This is a genomic window from Pseudomonas sp. KnCO4, assembly GCF_045344305.1.
GTDB classification, from domain to species: Bacteria; Pseudomonadota; Gammaproteobacteria; order Pseudomonadales; family Pseudomonadaceae; genus Aquipseudomonas; species Aquipseudomonas anuradhapurensis.
On record NZ_CP174199.1, the window covers coordinates 4,484,731 to 4,508,104 of the forward strand.

A 23,374-nucleotide genomic window follows, 5' to 3' on the forward strand; every position below is an offset into this window, starting at 1 on the left:
CGGGCTGGCACTGACCTGTCGGAGCCCGACTTGCCGGCGGGCCGGGCGCAAAGCGCCCGCAGCGGGCTCAACCAAACAATTGGTGGCAAAGGTCGCGGCTGGCCGCCAGCAGAATCGGCAGGAAGCGCTGCTCCAGCTCGCTGCGCGTCACCCGCCCCACATGCGTGCTCACGTTCAACGCCGCCAACACTTGCCCCGAAGCGTCATACACCGGTACCGCTATCGAGCGCAGGCCCTGCTCCAGCTCCTGGTCGACCACGCACCAGCCCTGGGCGCGTACCTGCTGGATACAAGCGAACAGCGACTCAGGGTCGTGCAAGGTACGGCTGGTGCGCGCCTTCAGGTCGGCGCGCTCGAGGTACTCGCGCAGGCTGGTATCGTCCATCGCCGCCAGCAGGATGCGCCCCATCGAGGTGCAGTAGGCCGGCAAGCGCCCACCCACCGACAGATCGACCGAAATCAGCCGCTCCACCGTGGCTGAGCGGGCTATATAAAGAATATCGTCACCTTCGAGGGTGGCCATGTTGGCCGCCTCGTGCAATTGGTCGCTGATGCGGTCCAGATAAGGCTGGGCAGAAATCGCCAGCGGCGTCGATGACAGGTATGCATGCCCCAGCGTCAACACCTTGGGTAACAGCGAATAGGTACGCCCGTCGGTGGTGGCATAACCCAGCTTGATCAGCGTATGCAGGCAACGGCGCACCGCAGCCCGGGGAATTTCGGTGCGGTGGCTGATCTGGGCGATGGTCAGGTGGCGCTTGCGCTCCTGGAAGGCCTGGATCACAGCCAGGCCACGGGCCAGGGAGGTCATGAAGTCCGGGTCACCGGTAAAGGCCTGGATGCGCTTGGCCGGGGAAGCCACGATCGGCGGAGCCAGGGCTGTCGAGACAGATCGTGCCTGCTCTGGAGTGGCCGACTCTGGATTGACGGAATCGTTGGCCAGGGTTTCGTCGCTCATTGCATACCTCAAAAAATCGCCAGCTCGTGCGATTATCGAACAAACGGCCGATAATCGCAATTGACCGCTGACACTTTTGCTTATACCTTTCTCAGGCCACTTGTGGCTTCTTTGGAGAGACTGGTCAGGTACCCACCGTAGAAGTCCCAGGCAACGGCCTCGCCTTCCAGGCGAGGCCGTTTTTCATTGCATGCCCGCCAGCCTCGCACGCCTGTGCTGGAACGAACTTTTATCCGCCTTGCCTTTCGAACTTGTACGAAGAGTGCAGGCTATTGTCGGGTAGCGTTCATTAGTTAATGTCAGATATGTCACGGTTGGGTAAATAACGATGTCCGGCGAAATGGCGATTGCTATAATCGCTTGCGCAGGCCATGGCGCTGCCGCGGCAATGAACCTTCCGCTGTATCACGCAAGCGTGGCCAGCAGGCATGCGCACACTGCACTGCGCATGACAAACAGTCATCAAACTTAATATCAGGTACTGCATGTGACGAAAGATGAACTGCGCGCAGAACTCGAGCGCCAGGCTGAACGTTACAAGGACGTCTACGGTGGTGAAGTCACGACTTACGCCGCACAACCGGATCCGGAACGCAAACCTTGGCGCAAACGTGCCAGCGTGCGTGACCAGGCCTTCAGCCAGGAACTGGAACGCATGGAAAAGGAACTGCGCAGCGATAATCCCTGAGCACGGCCTCGCCAGCAGCGGGTCGTCGCCCGGCCAGCCCGGGCACGCTCGATCTTTACCGCCAAGCCGATGAGTGAAATGGAATCACACAAATTTCATACAGCCGTTTGAATGATCCAAAAGCGGCTATTTCCTCATGTTTTTGCCGTTTTTTGCCCTATTTCAAGCGTTTTGGCCGAGATATCCCTGGGCACCCGGCCCCCCGCGCAGATTCAGTTCACCGCCGGAAGGCTGCCATCGGTCTGTAGCAGGTGCATCGATTGCCGCGGTTTTCTGGCATAATCCCGCCCCCCTATGACCGCCAGACAACCTTCATGATCGAATTATTCAGCGGACTGGATGCCTGGGTACTGGTGAGCTTGCTGCTCGCCCTGACCTTCGTACTCGCCTTCGAGTTCATCAATGGCTTTCATGACACCGCCAACGCGGTAGCCACCGTCATCTATACCAAAGCCATGCCGCCGCACCTCGCCGTGTTCTTCTCCGGCGTGTTCAACTTCCTTGGCGTTCTGCTCGGCGGTGTCGGGGTGGCCTATGCCATCGTCCACCTGCTGCCGGTAGAGCTGCTGATCAACGTGAACACCGGACACGGCCTGGCCATGGTTTTCTCGTTGCTGGCTGCGGCCATCACCTGGAACCTGGGCACCTGGTACTTCGGCATCCCGGCCTCCAGTTCACACACGCTGATCGGCTCCATCCTTGGCGTCGGCCTGGCCAACGCGCTGATCAACGACATCCCGCTTGGTGATGGCGTCAACTGGCAAAAGGCAATCGACATCGCCATGTCGCTGGTGGTCTCGCCAATGGCCGGCTTCGCCGTTGCAGCCCTGGTGCTGATCGGCCTGAAGTGGTGGCGCCCGCTGTCGAAGATGCACAAGACTCCCGAGCAGCGCCGCAAGCTCGACGACAAGAAGCACCCGCCGTTCTGGAACCGCCTGGTACTGGTGGTTTCGGCCATGGGCGTGAGCTTCGTGCACGGCTCCAACGATGGCCAGAAAGGCATCGGCCTGATCATGCTGGTTCTGATCGGTATCGTCCCGGCCAAATTCGTCCTCGACCTGAACAGCACCACCTACCAGATCGAGCGTACCCGCGACGCCACCCTGCACATGAGCCAGTTCTACCAGCGCAATGCCGCCACCCTGGGCGAGTTCCTGGCGCTGGGCAAGGCCAATGCCAGCGACCTGCCGGAGCAGTTCAGCTGCAACCCGCAACAGACCGAGCCGACCATCGCCGCGCTGCAGTCTTCGCTGCAGGGCGTAACCGATTACCACAGCCTCGATGCTGAAAAACGCGTTGAAGTGCGCCGCTACCTGCTGTGCCTGGACGACACCGCGAAAAAGGTCGGCAAGCTGCCAGGCCTGGAGGCCCGTGAAAAGGCCGACCTGGAAAAACTACGCAAGGACCTGACCGCCACCACCGAATACGCACCGTTCTGGGTAATCGTGGCCGTCGCCCTGGCACTGGGCCTGGGCACCATGGTTGGCTGGAAGCGCGTGGTGCTGACCGTTGGCGAGAAGATCGGCAAGCAGGGCATGACCTATGCCCAGGGCATGTCGGCGCAGATTACTGCGGCTTGCGCCATCGGCATGGCCAACGTGTTCGCCCTGCCGGTATCGACCACTCACGTGCTGTCGTCCGGCGTGGCTGGCACCATGGTCGCCAACAAGAGCGGCCTGCAAGGCGGCACCGTGAAGACCATCCTGCTGGCCTGGGTCCTGACCCTGCCGGCGTCGATGGGCCTGGCGGCTGGCCTGTTCTGGCTGGCGTCCAAAGCCATTGGCTGAGTGACAACCCGCAATGAAAAAGGCGCCTGAGATGAGGGCGCCTTTTTCATATCCGCCAGCACGCACACCTGTTGTAGGAGCGGCCTTGTGTCGCGAATGGGCTGCGCAGCAGCCCCAGGATGGTGAGCGGGAAACGTCTGGTTCAACCGATTGGTTTGCAATCGATGGGGCTGCTGCGCAGCCCATTCGCGACACAAGGCCGCTCCTACAGGTACAGCGCAGGCCGCCAAGGCCCCGGTACAGGCAACCTACCTTTTCTTGCCCCCCAGCAACGACCCCATCAGCCCCCGCACCAGCTGCCGCCCCAACTGGTTGGCCGCCTGACGCACCGCCGACTTGATCGCCTGCCCGGCCGCACTCTGCAGAAACTCGCCGGCCTTGTCGGCAAAACTTTCCTCGTCCGCCTGGGGCTGTGGTGCCGGCTCAACCGGCTCGCCCTTGCGCTGGCTGAGCATTTCATACGCCGATTCACGGTCCACCGGCTTGTCATAACGCCCGGCCAACGGGGAAGCCGCAACCAGCGCACTACGCTCGACGGCGCTCAGCGGCCCGATACGCGACTGCGGCGGTGCAATCAACACGCGCTGCACCATCGCCGGCGTGCCCTTTTCTTCCAGCGTCCCCACCAACGCCTCGCCAATGCCCAGCTCGGTCAGCACCGCCAAGGTGTCGAACGCCGGATTGGGGCGGAAGCCATCTGCCACCGCTCGCAACGATTTCTGCTCCTTGGCGGTGAATGCCCGCAAGCCATGCTGGATACGCAAGCCCAACTGCGCCAGCACTGCATCCGGCAAGTCCCCTGGCGACTGGGTGACGAAGTACACCCCAACCCCCTTGGAGCGGATCAGCCGTACCACCTGCTCCAGACGGTCCTGCAAGGCCTTGGGCGTATCGTTGAACAGCAGGTGCGCTTCATCGAAGAACAGCGCCAGTACCGGCTTGTCGGCATCGCCGCGCTCCGGCAACTGCTCGAACAGCTCGGCCAGCAGCCACAACAGGAAGGTCGCATACACCTTGGGCGCCTCGTGCACCAGGCGGCTGGCGTCCAGCAAGTGGATGCGCCCACGGCCATCCGGGTCTGCTCGCAGCAAGTCCTCGAGCTGCAATGCCGGCTCACCGAACAGCGCCTCGGCCCCCTGCTGTTCCAGGGTAGCCAGCCTGCGCAACAGGGCCTGGGTGGAAGCCGTGGTCATCAGTGCACTGTCTTCACCGAGCAGTTGCGGGTTGTCCTTCAGGTGCGCCAGCAGCGCTTTCAGGTCCTTGAGGTCCAGCAGCAACAGGCCTTCACGGTCGGCCACCTTGAACGCGGCATACAGCGCCGCCTGCTGGCTGTCGGTCAGCTCCAGCAAATTGCCCAGCAGCAGCGGCCCCATCTCGCTGAGGGTGGTGCGTAGCGGGTGCCCGGACTGCCCGGCGATGTCCCACAGGCTTACCGGGTAGGCCTGCGCCCGGTGCCCCAGCCAGGGCATACCGGCGATGCGTTCGGCCACCTTGCCCTGCGGCGCGCCGGCAGCGCCGAGGCCGCACAGGTCGCCTTTGACATCGGCGGCGAACACCGCCACCCCCGCATCACTGAACGCCTCCGCCAGGTGCTGCAGGGTGACAGTCTTGCCAGTGCCTGTAGCGCCCGCTACCAGGCCATGGCGGTTGGCCAGCCTCATCGCCTGCCCGACTGGTTGGCCATCCGGGTCAGCGCCTACAACGATGGTCGAAATTTCCGACATCTCTTTAATCCTCTTCTCAAGCTTTGCCTTAGTTCGGCCGATACCAGTGGGTGATATTCGCCTTAATAGAGAGGGACAACCGAAAAGGGACTTTTCGGGATCTTGCACGGCTGCGACGCCACGCGTGCAAACGCCTGATACAACACCTTAGCGGAACCGATTACGCCATGAACAAAAGCCTTCGTTTCAGCCACAAGATCCTTTTGGCCGCATCACTGATCGTGATCCTCGCCTTCAGCCTTTTCACGCTCTACAACGATTACCTCCAGCGTAATGCGATCCGCGCAGACCTGGAAAACTACCTGGCTGAAATGGGCGATTCCACTTCGACCAATATCCGCAACCTGTTCGACGGCCGTATCAAGCTGGTGGAAAACCTGGCACAGAACATTGCCCAGGAACCGGCCAGCTCCGACACCCTGCTGGGTCAGAACGCCCTGATTTCCAGCTTCCTCACGGTCTACGCGGGCAAGGTCGATGGCGGCTTCAGCGTGCGCCCCGATACGAAGATGCCGGACGGTTATGACCCGCGCACCCGCCCTTGGTACAAAGACGGCATGAATGCCGCCGGCACCATCCTGACCGAGCCGTATATCGACATGGCCACCAACAAGATGGTCATCGGCATCATCAGCAAAATCGCCGGCAATGTCGGGGTGGTCGGTGGCGACCTGGCCCTCGACGGCCTGGTGCAGATCATCAACTCGCTGAACTTCGGCGGCATGGGCTACGCCTTCCTGGTCAACGACCAGGGCAAGATCCTGGTGCACCCGGACAAAGACCTGGTGATGAAGTCGCTGTCGGACCTGTTCCCGCAACACACGCCGAAACTGACCGGTGAGCTGACCGAAGTGCAGAGCGATGGCCAGACCCGCCTGCTGACCTTCACCCCGATCACCGGGCTGCCGTCGGCCAACTGGTACATCGGCCTGTCGGTAGACAAGGACAAGGCCTTCTCGATGCTCAGCACCTTCCGCACCTCGGCAGTGATCGCCACGCTGGTGGCGGTGGTGATCATCATCGGCCTGCTCGGCCTGCTGATCCGTGTGCTGATGCAGCCGCTGCACACCATGACCCGCGCCATGGAGGACATCGCCGAAGGTGAAGGCGACCTGACCAAGCGCCTGCGTATCCACAACCACGACGAATTCGGCATCCTGGGCAGCGCCTTCAACCGTTTCGTCGAGCGTATCCACAGTTCGATCCGCGAAGTATCGTCGGCCACCGAGCAGGTCAACGAAGTGGCGCTGCGGGTGATCAGCGCCTCCAACTCGTCCATGACCAACTCCGACGAGCAGGCCAACCGCACCAACAGCGTGGCCGCGGCCATCAACGAACTGGGCGCCGCGGCCCAGGAAATTGCCGGCAACGCCGCCCAGGCTTCGCAGCACGCCAGCTCGGCGCGCCTGCTGGCCGAAGAAGGGCAACAGGTGGTCGAGCGCAACATTGCCGCGATGAACCGCCTGTCCGACCTGATCGTCACCTCCAGCGCCCACATCGAGACGCTGAACAGCAAGACCGTCAACATCGGCCAGATCCTCGAAGTGATCACCAGCATTTCCCAGCAGACCAACCTGCTGGCCCTCAACGCGGCCATCGAAGCGGCCCGTGCCGGTGAGGCCGGGCGCGGCTTTGCCGTGGTCGCCGATGAGGTACGCAACCTGGCCCACCGCACCCAGGAATCGGCGCAGCAGGTGCAGACCATGATCGAAGAGCTGCAGGTCGGCGCCCGCGAGTCGGTCGAGACCATGGACCAGAGCCAGCGCCACAGCCAGGACAGCATGCAGATCGCCAACCAGGCCGGCGAACGCCTGGACAGCGTTACCGTGCGCATCGGCGAAATCGACGGGATGAACCAGTCGGTGGCCACCGCCACCGAAGAGCAGACCGCCGTGGTCGAGGCGATCAACATGGACATCAACGAAATCAACATGCTCAACCAGGAGGGCGTGGAGAACCTGCAGGCCACCCTGCGCGCCTGCTCCGACCTGGAGCAGCAGGCCAGCCGCCTGAAGCAGCTGGTGGGCAGCTTCCGCATCTGATCCAGGAACGCGTCGGCTTCTTCGCGGGCACGCCCGTGAAGGAGCCGACAGCGCTCCCCCGCTTTACCCCCGCCCAACCCCGATCGAACAAACTATCCTTCTGAAAGGTCAACTTTAAGGCGCGTCATCGCCGGCCCTTTACCGCCGGATGACAGACCCGAAGACGATCCCGGAGGGATGCTGATCGTGCACATCGCCGACATCACCATGTTCTACGCCCCCGCCAGCGGCGGCGTACGTACCTATCTTGATGCCAAACACCACCGCCTCGACGCCATCCATGGCGTGCGCCACAGCCTGCTGATACCCGGCGCCAGCGCACAACACGCCGATGGCATCTACCAGGTGCCTGCACCGCCGCTGCCGTTCGGCAACGGCTACCGCTTCCCGGTACGCCTGGCCCCCTGGTGCAACGTACTGCGCAAGCTCAAACCTGACCTGATCGAAGTCGGCGACCCGTACCTGACCGCCTGGGCTGCGCTGGAAGCAAGGCGCCAGTTGGATGTGCCGGTGATCGGCTTCTACCATTCCGACTTGCCGTTGCTGGTGAGCAACCGCATGGGCAACTGGTTCACGCCCAATGTCGAAGCTTACGTCAGCAGGTTGTATGGCAATTTCGACCGGGTCCTGGCGCCCAGCCAGGTCATGGCCGACAAACTCCGCCGCCTGGGCGTGCGGGACGTGCACGTGCAGCGCCTGGGCGTCGACCTGGGCACCTTCCACCCCAGCCGGCGAGACCCACAGCTGCGTGCCGAACTGGGCATTGCCGACACCAGCCGGCTGCTGATCTATGCCGGCCGCGGCTCGCGGGAAAAGAACCTGCCAGTACTGCTCGACTGCATGCAGCACCTTGGCCGGCCCTACCACCTGTTGCTGGTGGGCTCGAACATGCCGGCCAACGTGCCGCAGAACGTCAGCGTGATCGACCACTTCTGCCCTGCCCCGGAAGTCGCCAGGCTGATGGCCAGCGCTGACCTGCTGGTGCATGCCGGCGACCAGGAGACCTTCGGCCTGGTCATTCTCGAAGCCATGGCCAGCGCCACCCCGGTGGTGGCCGTGCGCGCCGGTGCATTCGGCGAGATCGTCAACGAACACTGCGGGCGCCTGTGCCGACCGAACGATGGCCAGGCCATGGCGGACGCCGTGCGCGAGGCGTTCGAGGCCGGCGTACGCAAACTGGGGGCACAGGCCCGCCGCCATGTCGAGCAGCATTATTCCTGGGACAACGTGGTTGCCGGCCTGCTGCAGCACTACCAGGCCGTGCTCGGCCACCAGCCGCAGGCACGCGCCCATGCTTGAGCCGTTGCCGGGTGCGCGCAGCCTGATGCTGGTGTTGCACGATGTGGCCCCCGAGACCTGGCCGGACTACCAACCTTTCGTCCAGGCAGTCGACGCCATCGGCGGCGTGCCCATGACCTGGCTGGTGGTACCGGACTTTCACCAGCGCAACCCACTGCTGCGTTCGCCCGCCTTCTGCCGTCTGCTCGAACGACGCCTGGCACAGGGCGACGAGCTGGCCCTGCACGGCTATTACCATGCCGATGACGGCCCTCCCCCGCGTACGCCCGGTGAGTACTTCATGCGCCGTATCTATACCCATGAAGGCGAGTTCCATGCCCTCGACCAGCAGCAGGCACTGCAGCGACTGCAGCATGGCCTGGACCTGTTCGGCCGGCAGGGCTGGCCAGTGGCCGGGTTCGTCGCACCCGCCTGGCTGATGAGCGAAGGTACCCGCCAGGCGTTGCGTCAACTGCCGTTGCGCTACACCAGCACGCCGCAGCACCTGTATCGCTTGCCGGAGTTCACTGCAATCGAAGCCCCGGGCCTGGTGTGGAGCGCCCGCAGCGCCTGGCGCCGCGGCCTGTCACGGTTGGTCTGCGACTGGCAATGCCGGCGTTGGCGCGGGGCCGAAACCCTGCGCCTGGGCCTGCACCCGGTGGACATGCGTCATCGCAGCTCCCGCGACTATTGGTTGAACACCTTGCGCGACCTCCTGGCCCAGGGCCGCGAACCTCTGACCAAGTCGGCCTGGCTGGACCGCAAGGTTGGCGCATGAACCGCCTGGCATGGCTGGGCCTGGCCCTGCTCGGCGCGGTGCTGGTGCCGGCCTTGCTCGGTGGCAGCGGGCTGCTGCCAAGGCTGCAACGCTTCGATCCGAGCTTGCTGCTGACCCTGTTTGGCATGATCCTGCTGTGCTGGGTGATCAATACCCTTCGCCTGCGCCTGCTGCTCGGCCAGCAAGGTGCCAAGCTCGGGCGCCTGCGCAGCCTGGGCGTGGTGATGGCCACCGAGTTCGCCATCTGCACCACCCCCGGCGGCAGCGGCGGTCCGTTGGCCCTGATGGCCCTGCTGGCCCGCGACCGTATCGGCCCGGCGCGCAGCGGCGCGGTGTTCGCCATGGACCAGTTGAACGACCTGGTATTCTTTTTCTGCGCCATGCTGGCGATTGCCGGCTACGCCTTGTTCCACAGCCTGGGGCGTAGCCAGCAAGGCATGCTACTGGGCAGCGCGTTGCTCTTGTGTACGGCCCTGGCCGGGGTGCTTGGGCTGTTGCGTTACCGGCGCACGGTGATGCGCCTGAATGGCCGCCTGTTGCGCCGCCTGGGCATGAGCCCGCGGCGCAAACGCCGCTGGGCGCGCAAACTGCTGCACTTCATCGCTGCCCTGGCGCAAACCTGGCGCCTGCCGAAACGCACGCTGATCCTGGTTTTCACCCTTACCTGCGTGCACTGGGGGTTGCGCTACAGCGTGTTGTACCTGGTGTTGCAGGGGCTGGGGGTGAACCTGGCGTGGATACCCAGCTTCCTGGTGCAGATGCTGTCGCTCAGCGCTGGCCAGTTCAGCCTGCTGCCGGGCGGTGCCGGTGCCGCCGAGCTGACCTCGGCGAGCCTGCTGACACCCTTGGTGGGCAGCTCGACCGCGGCGGCGGCGATCGTGATATGGCGGGCGGTTACCTACTACTTCTACCTGTTGGCGGGTGGGCCGGTATTCGTGTTTCTGCTGGCGCGGCCGTTGCTGGAGCGCTGGCGGCGGCGTCAGCTTGGTTGAGCTGCTGCCAGAGTTCGGCGGCGCCGGGGAACTCGGTGCCGTCGGTGTCGGCCAGGGCTTCTGGGTCATAGCGGGCCAGGCAGCCTTCGCCGAGGGTTGGTGGGGGGGCGGCGGTGGGTTGGTTGCGCTGCTTGGTCATTGATGTTCCCTTCAGGATTGCCGGGGGCGCGTTGCGCCCCATCGCGACACAAGGCCGCTCCTACCAGAAATCGCGTTCCGCCATTGCGTCGCGAATCCCTTGTTGGAGCGGCCTTGTGTCGCGAATCCTTTGTAGGAGCGGCTTTGTGTCGCGATGGGCTGCAAAGCAGCCCCAACGATATCCCGACAACCCAGTTGTCTCAGTCGAATACCACGGTCTTGTTGCCATGCACCAGCACGCGGTCTTCCAGGTGATAGCGCAGGCCACGGGCCAACACCATCTTTTCCACGTCACGGCCAAAGCGAACCATGTCATCAATGCTGTCGGCATGGCTGACGCGCACCACGTCCTGCTCGATGATCGGGCCGGCATCGAGCTCCTCGGTGACGTAGTGGCAGGTCGCGCCGATCAGCTTGACGCCGCGCAGCGCAGCCTGGTGGTAAGGCTTGGCGCCGACGAACGACGGCAGGAAGCTGTGGTGGATGTTGATCACCTTCTCGGCATAGTCCTGGCACAGTTGCGGCGGCAGGATCTGCATGTAGCGAGCCAGCACCACCACATCGGCAGCGTGCTCCTGCACCAGGCGCGACACTTCGGCGAATGCCGGGGCCTTGTCCTTGGGGTCGACCGGTACATGGAAAAACGGAATGCCATGCCACTCGACCATGCTGCGCAGGTCGTTATGGTTGGAGATTACACAGGGGATCTCGCAGTCCAGTTCATCGGTGTGCCAGCGGTGCAGCAGGTCGGCCAGGCAGTGCGATTCGCGGCTGGCCATCAGCACCACGCGCTTTTTCTGCGCCGAGTCGGTAATCCGCCAGGTCATGGAGAACTCTTCGGCGATCGGCGCAAACGCTTCGCGGAAGGCTTCGATACCGAACGGCAGCGATTCGGCGCGAATTTCATGACGCATGAAGAACCAGCCACTCTGCTCATCGGAGTGATGGCTGGCTTCGTTGATCCAGCCATTGTACAAGGCCAGGAAATTACTGACTTTCGCCACGATGCCAACACGGTCGGGGCAGGCGATCACCAGACGATAGGTGCGCATGAATGAGACTCCAGAACTTCGCAAAGGCGCCCATTCTAGCGGCCCGCCAGCAAAAACGCAGTATTGATCGCAGCCGCCCGGGATTGTGAGCCTTACCCTGCGCGCTGTGCAGAGCATCTGACAGACAGGACAAATGCAGGGGTTAAATGTAAATTTTTGTTCACCTAGAGAAATGTTGTCACAGCTTAATTAACAGTTAACCGCCCAATAATATATTTACTTGAGCGGATCGCCTGTCTATTATTGGCCCACACATTTCTGAACACGCATTAAGGAACACTCCATGTCCCTGATCAACGAATACCGCGCCACCGAAGAAGCCATCAAGGAACTTCAAGCTCGCCTGGCCAATCTGTCGCAGGATGACAAGCTGAAGAAAGAACTGGAGTTCGAAGGCAAACTGCGCAACCTGATGGGCGAATACTCCAAGTCGCTGCGCGACGTGATTGCCCTGCTCGACCCCGATTCGAAACTGAGCAAAGCGCCTCGCGGTGCCGTCAAGACTACCGCCACCAAGCGTGCGCGCAAGGTCAAGCAATACAAGAACCCACACAACAATGAAGTGATTGAAACCAAAGGCGGCAACCACAAGACCCTGAAAGAGTGGAAAGCCAAATGGGGTGGCGATGTGGTTGAAAGCTGGGCGACCCTGCTGGACTGATTGTCCATCTACGCCTGTTGCTTATCGCAGCAACAACGCCGGCACCCTGCCGGCGTTTTTGTTTGCCTGCGTTTTCCCTGGCACTCAGCCAATGGCAAACCTGGCCTGCAACTGCCGGGCGTGCTCACGCCAGGCCTCCAGCACACGTCGCCCCGCCTCGTCAGCGCCCGCCCAGGCCTGCTGGCGCGCCTGCTCGAAGTCGCCCAGGGTATTCGGCGCGCCCCATTTAGGGTCACTAAGGCGCTGCTGGCAGAAGCTGAACCAGCGTTGCCGCTCTTCACTGCTCAAGGTGTCGGGGAAGTTGCGCGCCCGGTAGCGGAACAACAATTCCGGCAAGCGCGGGTCGTCGAACATCCAGTGGCCATGGCCCAACTGCGCCGGCTCCAGCGCACGAACTTGCTCGCATAAGCGGCGGTCACGGTCGCCAAGAAAACCGTCATACAACTGTTGTTCCGGGTCGTCGTTCGCGGCGAAGTCTTCCTCGCCGTAGATGTGTTGCAGTTTGTCTTGCCATTGCAACTGTTGCTGGGCCAGTTGTTCGCCGCGCATTTGTAGCGCGGTCAAGTCCAGGCCCAGCCGTTGTTGATCGGCCGGGCGCAGTACGGAAAGTGGCGCGAGTACCGGGCAGCGGTTGATCTGCACCAGTTTCAACGGCACGGGGAGTTCACCCTCGGCCAGTTGTTCATGGCGGGTATACAAGCGCTGGCGTAGAACTTCAGCACTTTCCCGTATTAAAGGTAGGGTTTCCTGATGCAAGTCGCAGACAACCAGCGCATTGCGATTACGCGGGTGCCACGCCAGTGGCAAAACGACACCCAGGTAGTTGCGGGCCGCCGAAAAGCGCCCGGATATATGTACCAGCGGTTGCAGCAAACGGACCTGTTCCATGACTTTATGCTTGCTGCGCAACTGGAACATCCATTCATACAACTTCGGCTGTTTCTGCCGTATCAGACGGGCCAGGGCAATGGTGGCCCGCACGTCGGAAAGTGCTTCGTGGGCATGCCCATGGTCGATGCCATTGGCCTTGCTCAGCAGTTCCAGGCGCAGGCTGACACGCCCGTCCTGCTGCGGCCATTCGATCCCGTCAGGGCGCAAGGCGTACGCCGTGCGCACGATGTCGATGAGGTCCCAGCGGCTGTTGCCGCCCTGCCATTCACGGCCATAGGGGTCGAAGAAGTTGCGGTACAGGCTGTAGCGGGTCACTTCGTCGTCGAAGCGCAGGGTGTTGTAGCCAGCACCACAGGTGCCTGGCAGGGCCAGTTGTTCATGCACCCGGGTCATGAACTCGGCTTCGCATAGCCCTTGTTCAGCCAGCTGCTGCGGGGTGATGCCGGTTACCAGGCAGGCAGCCGGGTGCGGCAGGATATCGTCGGAGGGCCGGCAATAAAGGCTGATCGGCTCGTCGATTTCATTGAGGTCGAAGTCGGTGCGCACGCCGGCCACCTGCAACGGCCGGTCGCAGCGCGGGTTGATGCCGGTGGTTTCGTAGTCGTGCCAGAAAATGCTGGAGGTCACGGGGTCGTCCTGTATCGAGGTCGACCGATTCTAACGCAGCCTCAGACCGAAGCGTCGGCGGGAAGAAAACTGAAATAGTCGCGCAACGAAGCGACGAATTCATCGTACTCGCGGGGCGTTTGCAGCAGCATGAAACCGGAATCGTAATGGCCGGGCGTCTGATCTTCGCGGCACCACAGGCAACTGGCAGTCAGGTTGACGAACTGATGCCCGCCGCCGACCAACGGCAAGCGCAATTGCAATTCGTAGTCGGGCCCTACCAGCACCGGCAGTTGGCTGATCAGCATCAGCCCGTCTTCGGAGGCGTTACCCAACTGGCCGATGAGCTGGCCGGTAAAGCGGTTGAACACCTTGAGAACACAGGGCAGCTGGTGTCGTTCTATGTAGCGCTTGTTGAACATGATCGCAGTGCAGTCCGTACCCAGGGGCCAGGAATACGATGAACTGGCGGTTGTTGTAACAGCTGATTTACAGATTAGCGCAGCGCACGCAGCAAATCCCGTGAAATAAATCACACCTTGGTGTTAACGCCAAGGTGCGCTCTGCACCGGGCTGGCTACAGCCGCTTCGCCGCGCAGGTGGCCGAGTTTTTCCAGGGTCTGCAGGCGCGCCTGGGCGCGATAGGCATACTCGTTGCCCGGATACTGCTGGATCAGGTACTGGTAGGTCTGCGCAGCGTCCACGTACAGCGCCTGGCGCTCCAGGCACTGGCCACGCAGCAGCGACACCTCGGGGTGGATGAACGGCCGCGCACGGCTGGTGCGGTCGACTTGCGACAACTCGAGCATGACCCGCTGGCAGTCGCCACGGTCATAGGCGCGGTAGGCGTTGTTCAGGTGATGGTCCATCGACCAGCGGGTGCAGCCGACGGCGCTGGCAGCCAGGGCAAAAACGATCAGGGCGCGCATGGGGATCTCCTTTGATGGCCAGTATATCGGCTGCGGCCGGGTTTTCTTCAGCGCCAGCAAAATCAGCACGCATTGGGCCCACGCCCCAACTTGTAACCTGTTGCTGTCAGCTTGCAGCTGCCCTACCCAGGAAGTCGCAGGTAGTGCAACGGAACAATGACTACAGCGAGATTCAGGAGTAGCCTTTCGCTGCGCTTCACTATAGGAGTCTGTGCATGACCATCCGCCGTACCAAAATCGTCGCCACCCTTGGCCCCGCCAGCAATTCGCCGGAAGTGATCGAACAGCTGATCCTCGCCGGCCTGGACGTGGCACGCCTGAACTTCTCCCACGGCACCCCGGACGAGCACAAGGCCCGCGCCCGCCTGATCCGTGACATCGCCGCCAAGAATGGCCGCCATGTCGCGCTGCTGGGTGACCTGCAGGGTCCGAAGATCCGCATCGCCAAGTTTGCCAACAAGCGCATCGAATTGAAGATCGGTGACAAGTTCACCTTCTCCACCGCCCACCCGCTGACCGAAGGCAACCAGGACATCGTTGGTATCGACTACCCCGACCTGGTCAAGGACTGCGGCGTCGGCGACGAACTGCTGCTCGACGATGGCCGCGTGGTCATGCGCGTCGAAACGGCCACCGCAGACGCCCTGCACTGCGTAGTGATCATCGGCGGCCCGCTGTCGGACCACAAGGGTATCAACCGTAAAGGTGGCGGCCTCACCGCACCGGCCCTGACCGAAAAAGACAAGGCCGACATCAAGCTGGCCGCGGAAATGGACCTGGACTACCTGGCCGTGTCCTTCCCGCGTGATGCCAGCGACATGGAATATGCGCGCAAGCTGCGTGACGAGGCCGGCGGCAGCGCCTGGCTGGTAGCCAAGATCGAACGCGCCGAAGCCGTTGCCGACGACGACACCCTCGACAAGCTGATCGCTGCCTCCGACGCCGTGATGGTTGCCCGTGGTGACCTGGGCGTAGAAATCGGCGACGCCGAGCTGATCGCCATCCAGAAAAAGATCATCCAGCACGCCCGCCGCAACAACAAGGCGGTGATCGTGGCGACCCAGATGATGGAGTCGATGATCCAGAACCCAATGCCGACCCGAGCCGAAGTGTCCGACGTGGCCAACGCCGTGCTGGACAACACCGACGCGGTCATGCTGTCGGCGGAAAGTGCCGCCGGTGCCTACCCGATCGAAGCCGTCCAGGCCATGGCCCGCATCTGCCTGGGTGCCGAAAAGCACCCGACCAGCCAGAAGTCCAGCCACCGCCTGCACACCACCTTCGAGCGCTGCGACGAAAGCATCGCCCTGGCGGCCATGTACACCGCCAACCACTTCCCGGGCGTGAAGGCGATCATCGCCCTGACCGAGAGTGGCTACACCCCGCTGATCATGTCGCGCCTGCGTTCGCACGTACCGATCTTCGCCCTGTCGCCGCACCGCGCCACCCAGGCTCGCGCCTCGATGTTCCGCGGCGTGTACCCGATCGCCTTCGACCCGGCTTCGCTGCCGGCCGACAAGGTGAGCCAGGCGGCGGTCGACGAACTGCTCAAGCGTGGCCTGGTGGAACAAGGTGACTGGGTGATCCTGACCAAGGGTGACAGCTACCACACCATCGGTGGCACCAACGGCATGAAGATCCTGCACGTGGGTGATCCGCTGGTCGGTTGATCCGCTGCAAGGGGCCGCTTTGCGGCCCTTTCGCGGGGCACGCCCGCTCCCACAGGATGCGCGCCAAGCTTGAGGCTAGCGCTGTACCTGTGGGAGCGGGCGTGCCCGCGAAAGGGCCGGCATAATCCACAAAAATGCCTCAGGCATGCTCGACGAACACATCAGCAAACACCTGCCCCCGCGGCACCCCGGCAATGAACAGCCGCCGGGCAAACCGCTCGACACTCGCCGGCGCCCCGCACAACAGCGCCAGCGTCTGCCGCGATGATGGCCGCAAGCCGGCCAGAACATCCTCCAGTTGCTCCGCCAGCACCAGCTCGACCTCAACCCCTGGCAACTTCAGCAGCGGCTCCGCCAAATAGTGCCCTGACCGCTCCCGCGCCACATGCAGCAGCCGGATCTCGCCCCGATGCCCCTGCCGCAACGCTTCGCGCAGGATGCCCCACAACGGCGCCAGCCCGGTGCCCGCCGCCAGCAACCACAGCGGCCGGTCCTGCCAGTCCGGGTCGTAGTGCAAGGCGCCGCCCCGGAATTCTCCCAGGCGCAACACATCACCCAGCTGCAAGCCGCGCGCCTGGTCACAAAAGGCACCAGGGCGCCGGCAGTCGATATGGAACTCAAGAAAATCGTCCTCACCCGGCAGGCTGGCCAGCGAATAGGGCCGCGCGACCGCAGCATGCCATAGCACTACATGCTGCCCGGCCTGGTAACGCAACGCCCGCTCGGGCCGCAAGCGCAAGCGCAACACATCGCCGTACCAATCCAGCGCACAGACCTCGGCCGCTACGCCATCGTGCTGCGGGTCGAACAGCGCCACACGCAGGTCCTCGACCACCTGGCACTGGCACGCCAGGCGCCAACCCTGGGCCTGCTTGTCCAGCGCCAGGGCCTCGGGCCGGGCATCCAGCGGTTGCCCGGCCAGGCAATGCACCAGGCACGCATGGCAACTGCCTGCGCGGCAGCTGTAGGGTACATTCAAGCCTGCATCGTTCAGGGCATCGAGCAGGTTACTGCCGGTGGGCACCGTCCAGCGGTGCTCGCCCACACAAAGTTCGGGCATGGTCACAGATCTCCGGGGTAGGCGCACACTTTAAGCCAAGCGCTCATGTGCTGCACGAATGGCAACGTCCCTGGCGGCTTTTTCAATGACTTACAAGTCAACTGGCATTACTGACAGTTTACAAGCAATGATCCAGAGCGATGATTTAGCTTCTGAACAGAGGAGCACGCACGCATGAAGCATTCAACATTACTGGATCCCTCTTATGGCCAGCAAGGAGTTTCCCGCCCCGATAAACGCCTTCTTTCAATCAATGCTTCGATAAGAAGCGGTGAAGGTCGAATAGCTGTGGGCCAAGCCACAATTGATGATGGCTGGGGCTATGTGGTATTACGCGTCGATAACGCGGGTAATCTGGATACCGGGTTTGGCGACGGAGGTGTGACCATTGGGCGTTTCAAGGCGGGTTTTAATTCTACAGCCGGTAACGTCCATATTTATGACCAGCACATTATTATCACAGGGAGTTATTATGACGAGGCGACGTTGAGCAACCTGCCCGCACTGGCGCGCTTCGGCCTGGATGGTAAACCTGACCTCAGTTTTGGAGAAAACGGTAATAAAATCATTGAGTTACCGGAAAAGCAGCTACCCTCTACAGCGCTCCGGTCAGCCAACGAAGTAGTCACCAGCAGTACGCCAGGTGAAGGAGGAATTTTCCTCGACTATCAATACCCGTGGTCACATAGCGTCATCATGAAACTCGACGTCAATGGCGAATATGACGAGGGTTTCAATGGGACGGGCTATAAGTTTCTGAAACCACCGGAGTCTACCGCAAGCTCAGGCCGTGTGAGATTGATCGTTGATGGCAGAATTTATCTTACCGGCAATACCACTATCAATGGCCTCTCCGGCCCCTACATCGCTTGCTTGAAAGACGATGGCCAGGAGGCGCAAACGTTCGGTAAAGGAGGCTATTTGCTAACTGAACTGACAAGTAACTTGTTGTTTTCTGACCTGGCGCGATTGGACAACAACGGCAACTTCGTTTGCATCGGTTCCGTGAGTACGGACGAAGGGTTCATCACAGCGTTCACCCCCACCGGCGAAAAACTATCGGGTTTCAAAGAGAGTATCACCCGTTTTGGCGATGACGACGGACAGTGGTCGGGAGGGCATGTTTGTACTTTAACGGGGAAGATCATCGCCATCGGCTCGACGTTAGGGGGTGACGAAGCAGATGTGGTGGTGGGGCGCTTTACACTCGATGGGGCACCTGATACCACATTCGGCGAGCATCAAGGTTGGGGGCGGATAGCTTTGGGTGACAGTATCGATTTGGCCATGAGTTCCAGCCTCGAAGAGGACGGCAAAACTGTCATCGTGGGCAGCGACTTGGAAACTGGCTCACCGCGCCAAGGCTTCTTGCTCCGTTGCATGACAGACAGTTGAGTTTGTGCCCCTTGTGGAAGGGACGACCACGCCATACGTGGCCGTCCCTTTTCAATCAGATCACCTCGCCTCGTTACATCGCCAATGGTCCAAGGTTGGTAGAAAAACGCAGAAAACACCTTGGATCCCCTCACTTACCAAGGTCTAGCGGCTGTCCAGGTGTTTCGCCGCCACAGCCGCGCTATACTGCCGCGCCTTTTTGCGTCGGCCATGCCGCCGGCGCGCCTTTGCAAGGCGTTTCGACATGCTGGTCGGCACCGTCGAGCGTCTCTATGAATGTTCCCGTCTTTAAGAGGAGCGCGCTGCATGACCGTGATCAAGCAAGACGACCTGATTCAGAGCGTCGCCGACGCCCTGCAATTCATTTCGTACTACCACCCCGTCGATTTCATCCAGGCCATGCACGAGGCCTATCTGCGTGAAGAATCGCCTGCCGCGCGCGATTCCATCGCCCAGATCCTGATCAACTCGCGCATGTGCGCCACCGGCCACCGCCCGATCTGCCAGGACACCGGTATCGTCACCGTGTTCATCCGCGTGGGCATGGACGTGCGCTGGGACGGCGCCACCATGAGCGTCGACGACATGATCAACGAAGGTGTGCGTCGCGCCTACAACCTGCCTGAAAACGTGCTGCGCGCATCGATCCTGGCCGACCCGGCCGGTGCCCGCAAGAACACCAAGGACAACACTCCGGCAGTGATCCACTACTCCATCGTCCCCGGCGACAAGGTCGAGGTCGATGTCGCAGCCAAGGGCGGCGGCTCGGAGAACAAGTCGAAGATGGCCATGCTCAACCCGTCCGACTCGATCGTCGACTGGGTGCTCAAGACCGTGCCGACCATGGGCGCTGGCTGGTGCCCGCCGGGCATGCTCGGCATCGGCATCGGCGGTACCGCCGAGAAGGCTGCAGTGATGGCCAAGGAAGTGTTGATGGAGTCCATCGACATCCACGAGCTGAAAGCCCGTGGCCCGCAGAACCGTCTGGAAGAAATCCGTCTGGAGCTGTTCGAGAAGGTCAACCAGCTGGGCATCGGCGCCCAGGGCCTGGGTGGCCTGACCACCGTGCTTGACGTCAAGATCATGGATTACCCGACCCACGCCGCTTCGCTGCCGGTGTGCATGATCCCCAACTGCGCTGCCACCCGCCACGCCCACTTTGTGCTCGATGGTTCCGGCCCGGCCGAGCTGGAAGCGCCGTCGCTGGACGCCTACCCGGAAATCGTCTGGGAAGCCGGCCCAAGCGCCCGTCGCGTCAACCTCGACGCCATCACCCCGGAAGAAGTCGCCAGCTGGAAGCCGGGCGAGACCATCCTGCTCAACGGCAAGATGCTCACCGGCCGCGATGCCGCGCACAAGCGCATGGTCGAGATGCTCAACCGTGGCGAAGAGCTGCCGGTGGACCTGAAAGGCCGCTTCATCTACTACGTCGGCCCGGTCGACCCGGTAGGTGACGAAGTGGTAGGCCCAGCCGGCCCGACCACCGCCACCCGCATGGACAAGTTCACCCGCCAGATCCTCGAGCAGACTGGCCTGCTGGGCATGATCGGCAAGTCCGAGCGCGGCCCTGCCGCCATCGAAGCGATCAAGGACAACAAGGCCGTGTACCTGATGGCCGTTGGCGGCGCCGCCTACCTGGTGGCCCAGGCCATCCGCAAGTCGAAGGTCCTGGCCTTCGCCGAGCTGGGCATGGAAGCGATCTACGAGTTCGAGGTCAAGGACATGCCGGTGACCGTCGCCGTGGACAGCAACGGTGAGTCGGTGCACATCACTGGCCCTGCCCTGTGGCAGAGCAAGATTGCCCAGAGCCTGGCAGTCGAAGTGAAGTAAGCCTGATGTAACTGCGGCGGCTTCTTCGCGGGCTGGCCCGCTCCCACAGGTAACGCGTAGCCCTCAGGCTTGCGCTGTACCGGTGGGAGCGGGCCAGCCCGCGAAGCGGCCGCCACTGTTTTCACAGGATTCTGTCAAACTGCTCCGGCCAGTCCCTGCGGGTAAACACCTGCCCTTCCCGCCTCACCCGCCGCACTTCCTCCAGGTCCACCTCGCACAGCAGCCACTGGCTATGCACCGGGCTCAGTTGCTCACTCAATGCCATCACGCCGTCCCCCGGCATGCCATGATCCGGTGGCACGAACAAGCCTGCCCGCCCGATATTCTCGTCCAGCGCCGGTGACCAGGCGGCCAGCCCGACCGTGGGGCTCTGCAATACCGCAATCTGGTTCTCCAGTGCCCGCGCCTGCGCGCCAATGCGCACCCGGTGATAGCCCGCCTCGGTGTCGGTACAGCTCGGCGCCAGGATCAGGTCGGCGCCTTGCTCGGCCAGGTGCCGGGCCAGCATCGGGAATTCATTGTCGTAGCAGATCAGGATCCCCAGGCGCCCCAGTTCGGTGTCGAACACCTGCAGCCCCTGGCCCGCGGCGATGCCCCACTGCTCGCGTTCGAAACGGGTCATCAGCAATTTGTCCTGGAAGCCCAGCACGCCGTCGGGGCCGAATAGCCAGGCACGGTTGCGGTACTGCCCGTCGCCGTCCTGCACCGGCAGGCTGCCGGGCTGCAGATAGATCCCCCAGCGCCGGGCAATGCCTTCGCACAGCGCCAGCCACGGCGCGACCAGCGGCTGGATGCCGGCAATCGAGGCCTTCAGGTCGCCACGCTGCTCGGCCGGCAATTGCCCGCTGAGCACCAGCCCGGCGTACTCCGGCAACAGCAGCAGGCGCGCCCCCGCCGCCGCAGCCTCGGCGCACAGGCCTTGCAGGTGCGCGGCGTAGGCCTCCCAGGTTTCATGCAGCTCGATCGCATACTGGCAAGCCGCCAGGCGGATCATATCGGCAGTTCCTTGAGCCAGAACGACATCAGTTTGTCGGAGCTTTCCGCTTCGTCCAGGTCACGCCAGGCGTAGCGGGTGCGCAGCGATGGGTCGTGCAGGAAGCCACGATTACGCCAGAAGCCATGCAAGGGTTTGTAGTCTGCAGGCCGCCGCGGGTGCACGCCGGGCCGCTCCACCGCGCAGAACGCGCAGTAATCGAACTCGGCCAGTTTGTGCGCATAGGACTCGCGCTCGATGAAAAAGCGCACGCCCAGGCCCCTGCCACGGTACTCCGGCAGCACCACCGATTCACCGAAGTAGTAGACGCTGGCCGGGTCGCGCCCCTGGGCCAGGAATGGCTGCTGGAATTCGGCGCCGACATCCACCAGCGGCAGGCCGGTGGAGGCGCCCACCACCTTGCCGTCGTCCAGCGCCAGCACCACCAGGCTGCGCCCGGAGCGGGCATAGGTGGCCAGGTAGTCGGCCTCGTACTCCGGGGTGCCGTCGTAAAGGTAGGGAAACTCGCGAAACACGGTCAGGCGCAGGCGAGCGAGGTCATCGATGTAAGGCGCGATAGCGGCGCCGTGCAACAGGCGTATTTCCATGCTTGGCGGTCGTTTTGTCGATGTGGATGACGCGCTCGGCTAAGCCGGGCTTGAGGGGAAACCCTATCATCCGAAGCCACGACCCGCCTTTTCCCTCTACGACAGGTATTGTTCCATGACCGCTACCGAACTGGTAAATGCGTACTACGCGGCTTTCAACGCCGGCGACATGCCAGCCTTCCTCGCCCTGCTCAGCGAGGACGTGATCCACGACATCAATCAGGGTGAGCGGCAGATGGGCAAGGCACGGTTTGCCGCGTTCATGGACAAGATGAACCGCTGCTACCGCGAACGCCTGGCCGACATCGTGGTGATGCAGAACGCAGATGGCAGCCGGGCAGCGGCGGAGTTCACCGTGCATGGCGAATACCTGGCCGATGACGAAGGCCTGCCGCCGGCCAACGGGCAGACCTACGTGCTGCCGGCGGGGGCGTTTTTCTATATCCACTGCGGCAAGATTGCCCGGGTGACCAACTACTACAACCTCAACGACTGGGTTGAGCAGGTCGGTTGAGGGGGCACGGGGCCAACAGCAATGGCCTGAGAACGGTGTGCATGTGTGTGTGTAGGAGCGGCCTTGCGTCGCGATGGGCTGCGCAGCAGCCCCAGGCCGAGCATCTGGGGCTGCTACGCACCCCATCGCGACACAAGGCCGCTCCTACCAGAGCACTGCCTGGCAGGTGCCAGGAAACCGGGCCCGGTCAGGCGATGCGGGTACCGAGCACCTTGAGGAACGCCGCCAGCCACGCCGGGTGCGCCGGCCAGGCGGGTGCGGTCACCAGGTTGCGGTCGACATGCGCCTGGTCCACGGCAATATCGATGAAGGTGCCGCCGGCCAGCCGCACCTCCGGCGCACACGCCGGATAAGCGCTGCATTCACGCCCTTCCAGCACGCCGGCCGCCGCCAGCAGCTGGGCCCCGTGGCACACCGCCGCAATCGGTTTGCCAGCCTGGTCGAATGCCCGCACCAGCTCCAGCACCCGCTCATCCAGGCGCAGGTACTCCGGCGCACGCCCACCGGGAATCAGCAGCGCGTCATAACCCTCGGCCCGCACCCGCACGAAATCGTAGTTCAGGGCAAAGTTGTGCCCGGGCTTTTCGCTGTAGGTCTGGTCACCCTCGAAGTCATGAATGGCCGTGCGCACGGTCTGCCCCGCGACCTTTTCCGGGCAAACTGCATGCACCGTATGCCCCACCATGCTCAAGGCCTGGAACGGCACCATGACCTCGTAATCTTCAACGAAGTCGCCGACCAACATGAGAATCTTCTTCGCCGTCATCGCACCCACTCCTTCGATCGCCTAGAGACAGTCA

The 23,374-nt window shown here is 62.6% G+C and carries 21 protein-coding genes and 1 pseudogene; 12 read left to right on the forward strand and 10 right to left on the reverse strand.

Features of this window, described 5'->3' with window-relative positions:
* Positions 1-67 precede the first annotated feature (67 nt).
* Positions 68-958 (reverse strand): pca regulon transcriptional regulator PcaR, encoded by an 891-nt coding sequence (gene pcaR, locus ACJA3S_RS20775; RefSeq protein ID WP_225931900.1) that lies wholly within the window; start codon positions 956-958, stop codon positions 68-70.
* A 487-nt stretch (positions 959-1,445) separates the two neighbouring features.
* Here pcaR and ACJA3S_RS20780 point away from each other — a divergent pair, with 487 nt between their 5' ends.
* Positions 1,446-1,646, forward strand: coding sequence for a hypothetical protein (locus tag ACJA3S_RS20780; protein ID WP_063913241.1), 201 nt, complete (start codon positions 1,446-1,448; stop codon positions 1,644-1,646).
* Positions 1,647-1,960: 314 nt separating this feature from the next.
* The gene (locus ACJA3S_RS20785) at positions 1,961-3,433 is read left to right on the forward strand and encodes an inorganic phosphate transporter (RefSeq protein ID WP_170032247.1); all 1,473 of its coding nucleotides are present in this window, start codon (positions 1,961-1,963) and stop codon (positions 3,431-3,433) included.
* 248 nt (positions 3,434-3,681) lie between these two features.
* On the opposite strand, the gene ACJA3S_RS20790 is transcribed toward ACJA3S_RS20785, so the two are convergent.
* Positions 3,682-5,157: a helicase HerA-like domain-containing protein gene (locus ACJA3S_RS20790; RefSeq protein WP_406819843.1), complete on the reverse strand. Its 1,476-nt coding sequence runs from the start codon at positions 5,155-5,157 to the stop codon at positions 3,682-3,684.
* Positions 5,158-5,468: 311 nt separating this feature from the next.
* Between ACJA3S_RS20790 and ACJA3S_RS20795 the strand changes: the two are divergent.
* The 5 genes and pseudogenes from ACJA3S_RS20795 to ACJA3S_RS20815 form a co-directional block, all read left to right on the forward strand.
* Positions 5,469-6,293, forward strand: a pseudogene (locus tag ACJA3S_RS20795) (cache domain-containing protein); the annotation flags it as partial.
* A gap of 141 nt (positions 6,294-6,434) precedes the next feature.
* A complete protein-coding gene (locus ACJA3S_RS20800; protein ID WP_406822286.1) occupies positions 6,435-7,199 on the forward strand; it encodes a methyl-accepting chemotaxis protein in 765 nt (254 codons plus the stop codon).
* 177 nt (positions 7,200-7,376) lie between these two features.
* Positions 7,377-8,498 (forward strand): glycosyltransferase family 4 protein, encoded by a 1,122-nt coding sequence (locus ACJA3S_RS20805; RefSeq protein WP_406819844.1) that lies wholly within the window; start codon positions 7,377-7,379, stop codon positions 8,496-8,498.
* A complete protein-coding gene (locus ACJA3S_RS20810; protein WP_406819845.1) occupies positions 8,491-9,255 on the forward strand; it encodes a DUF2334 domain-containing protein in 765 nt (254 codons plus the stop codon). Before ACJA3S_RS20805 ends, ACJA3S_RS20810 begins: the two co-directional genes overlap by 8 nt.
* On the forward strand, positions 9,252-10,247 hold the full coding sequence (locus ACJA3S_RS20815; protein ID WP_406819846.1) for a lysylphosphatidylglycerol synthase transmembrane domain-containing protein: 996 nt from the start codon (positions 9,252-9,254) through the stop codon (positions 10,245-10,247). The genes ACJA3S_RS20810 and ACJA3S_RS20815 overlap by 4 nt, the downstream gene beginning before the upstream one ends.
* A gap of 338 nt (positions 10,248-10,585) precedes the next feature.
* On the opposite strand, the gene purU is transcribed toward ACJA3S_RS20815, so the two are convergent.
* Complete coding sequence (gene purU / locus ACJA3S_RS20820; protein WP_023662871.1) at positions 10,586-11,437, reverse strand: formyltetrahydrofolate deformylase; 852 nt, start codon at positions 11,435-11,437, stop codon at positions 10,586-10,588.
* A 283-nt stretch (positions 11,438-11,720) separates the two neighbouring features.
* Here purU and mvaT point away from each other — a divergent pair, with 283 nt between their 5' ends.
* On the forward strand, positions 11,721-12,098 hold the full coding sequence (gene mvaT / locus ACJA3S_RS20825) for a histone-like nucleoid-structuring protein MvaT (protein WP_170032265.1): 378 nt from the start codon (positions 11,721-11,723) through the stop codon (positions 12,096-12,098).
* A gap of 84 nt (positions 12,099-12,182) precedes the next feature.
* Here the strand turns inward: mvaT and sbcB are convergent, their stop codons facing one another.
* The 3 genes from sbcB to ACJA3S_RS20840 form a co-directional block, all read right to left on the reverse strand.
* A complete protein-coding gene (gene sbcB / locus ACJA3S_RS20830; protein ID WP_406819847.1) occupies positions 12,183-13,616 on the reverse strand; it encodes an exodeoxyribonuclease I in 1,434 nt (477 codons plus the stop codon).
* A 41-nt stretch (positions 13,617-13,657) separates the two neighbouring features.
* A complete protein-coding gene (locus tag ACJA3S_RS20835; RefSeq protein ID WP_170032271.1) occupies positions 13,658-14,017 on the reverse strand; it encodes a PilZ domain-containing protein in 360 nt (119 codons plus the stop codon).
* A gap of 123 nt (positions 14,018-14,140) precedes the next feature.
* The gene (locus ACJA3S_RS20840) at positions 14,141-14,524 is read right to left on the reverse strand and encodes a tol-pal system YbgF family protein (RefSeq protein WP_170032275.1); all 384 of its coding nucleotides are present in this window, start codon (positions 14,522-14,524) and stop codon (positions 14,141-14,143) included.
* A gap of 215 nt (positions 14,525-14,739) precedes the next feature.
* Here ACJA3S_RS20840 and pyk point away from each other — a divergent pair, with 215 nt between their 5' ends.
* Entirely contained in the window at positions 14,740-16,194 is a 1,455-nt protein-coding gene (pyk, locus tag ACJA3S_RS20845; protein ID WP_170032278.1) for a pyruvate kinase, read from the forward strand.
* A 139-nt stretch (positions 16,195-16,333) separates the two neighbouring features.
* Here the strand turns inward: pyk and ACJA3S_RS20850 are convergent, their stop codons facing one another.
* Positions 16,334-17,254: an iron-sulfur-binding ferredoxin reductase gene (locus ACJA3S_RS20850; RefSeq protein WP_406819848.1), complete on the reverse strand. Its 921-nt coding sequence runs from the start codon at positions 17,252-17,254 to the stop codon at positions 16,334-16,336.
* 174 nt (positions 17,255-17,428) lie between these two features.
* Between ACJA3S_RS20850 and ACJA3S_RS20855 the strand changes: the two genes are divergently transcribed.
* Together ACJA3S_RS20855 and ACJA3S_RS20860 are read left to right on the forward strand one after the other, a co-directional pair.
* Positions 17,429-18,649, forward strand: coding sequence for a hypothetical protein (locus ACJA3S_RS20855; RefSeq protein ID WP_406819850.1), 1,221 nt, complete (start codon positions 17,429-17,431; stop codon positions 18,647-18,649).
* 306 nt (positions 18,650-18,955) lie between these two features.
* Positions 18,956-20,479, forward strand: a complete 1,524-nt coding sequence (locus tag ACJA3S_RS20860) for a fumarate hydratase (protein ID WP_013974059.1) — start codon at positions 18,956-18,958, stop codon at positions 20,477-20,479.
* Positions 20,480-20,600: 121 nt separating this feature from the next.
* Here ACJA3S_RS20860 and ACJA3S_RS20865 read toward each other — a convergent pair whose 3' ends face one another.
* Positions 20,601-21,473, reverse strand: coding sequence for a carbon-nitrogen hydrolase family protein (locus ACJA3S_RS20865; RefSeq protein WP_406819851.1), 873 nt, complete (start codon positions 21,471-21,473; stop codon positions 20,601-20,603).
* Positions 21,470-22,060: a GNAT family N-acetyltransferase gene (locus tag ACJA3S_RS20870; RefSeq protein ID WP_170032288.1), complete on the reverse strand. Its 591-nt coding sequence runs from the start codon at positions 22,058-22,060 to the stop codon at positions 21,470-21,472. The genes ACJA3S_RS20865 and ACJA3S_RS20870 overlap by 4 nt, the downstream gene beginning before the upstream one ends.
* A gap of 115 nt (positions 22,061-22,175) precedes the next feature.
* Here ACJA3S_RS20870 and ACJA3S_RS20875 point away from each other — a divergent pair, with 115 nt between their 5' ends.
* Positions 22,176-22,574 carry a nuclear transport factor 2 family protein gene (locus ACJA3S_RS20875; protein WP_170032290.1) on the forward strand — a complete coding sequence of 133 codons (399 nt, stop codon included), beginning with the start codon at positions 22,176-22,178 and terminating at the stop codon, positions 22,572-22,574.
* 187 nt (positions 22,575-22,761) lie between these two features.
* On the opposite strand, the gene ACJA3S_RS20880 is transcribed toward ACJA3S_RS20875, so the two are convergent.
* Positions 22,762-23,340: a DJ-1/PfpI family protein gene (locus ACJA3S_RS20880; RefSeq protein ID WP_170032292.1), complete on the reverse strand. Its 579-nt coding sequence runs from the start codon at positions 23,338-23,340 to the stop codon at positions 22,762-22,764.
* Between the last annotated feature and the right edge of the window lie 34 nt (positions 23,341-23,374).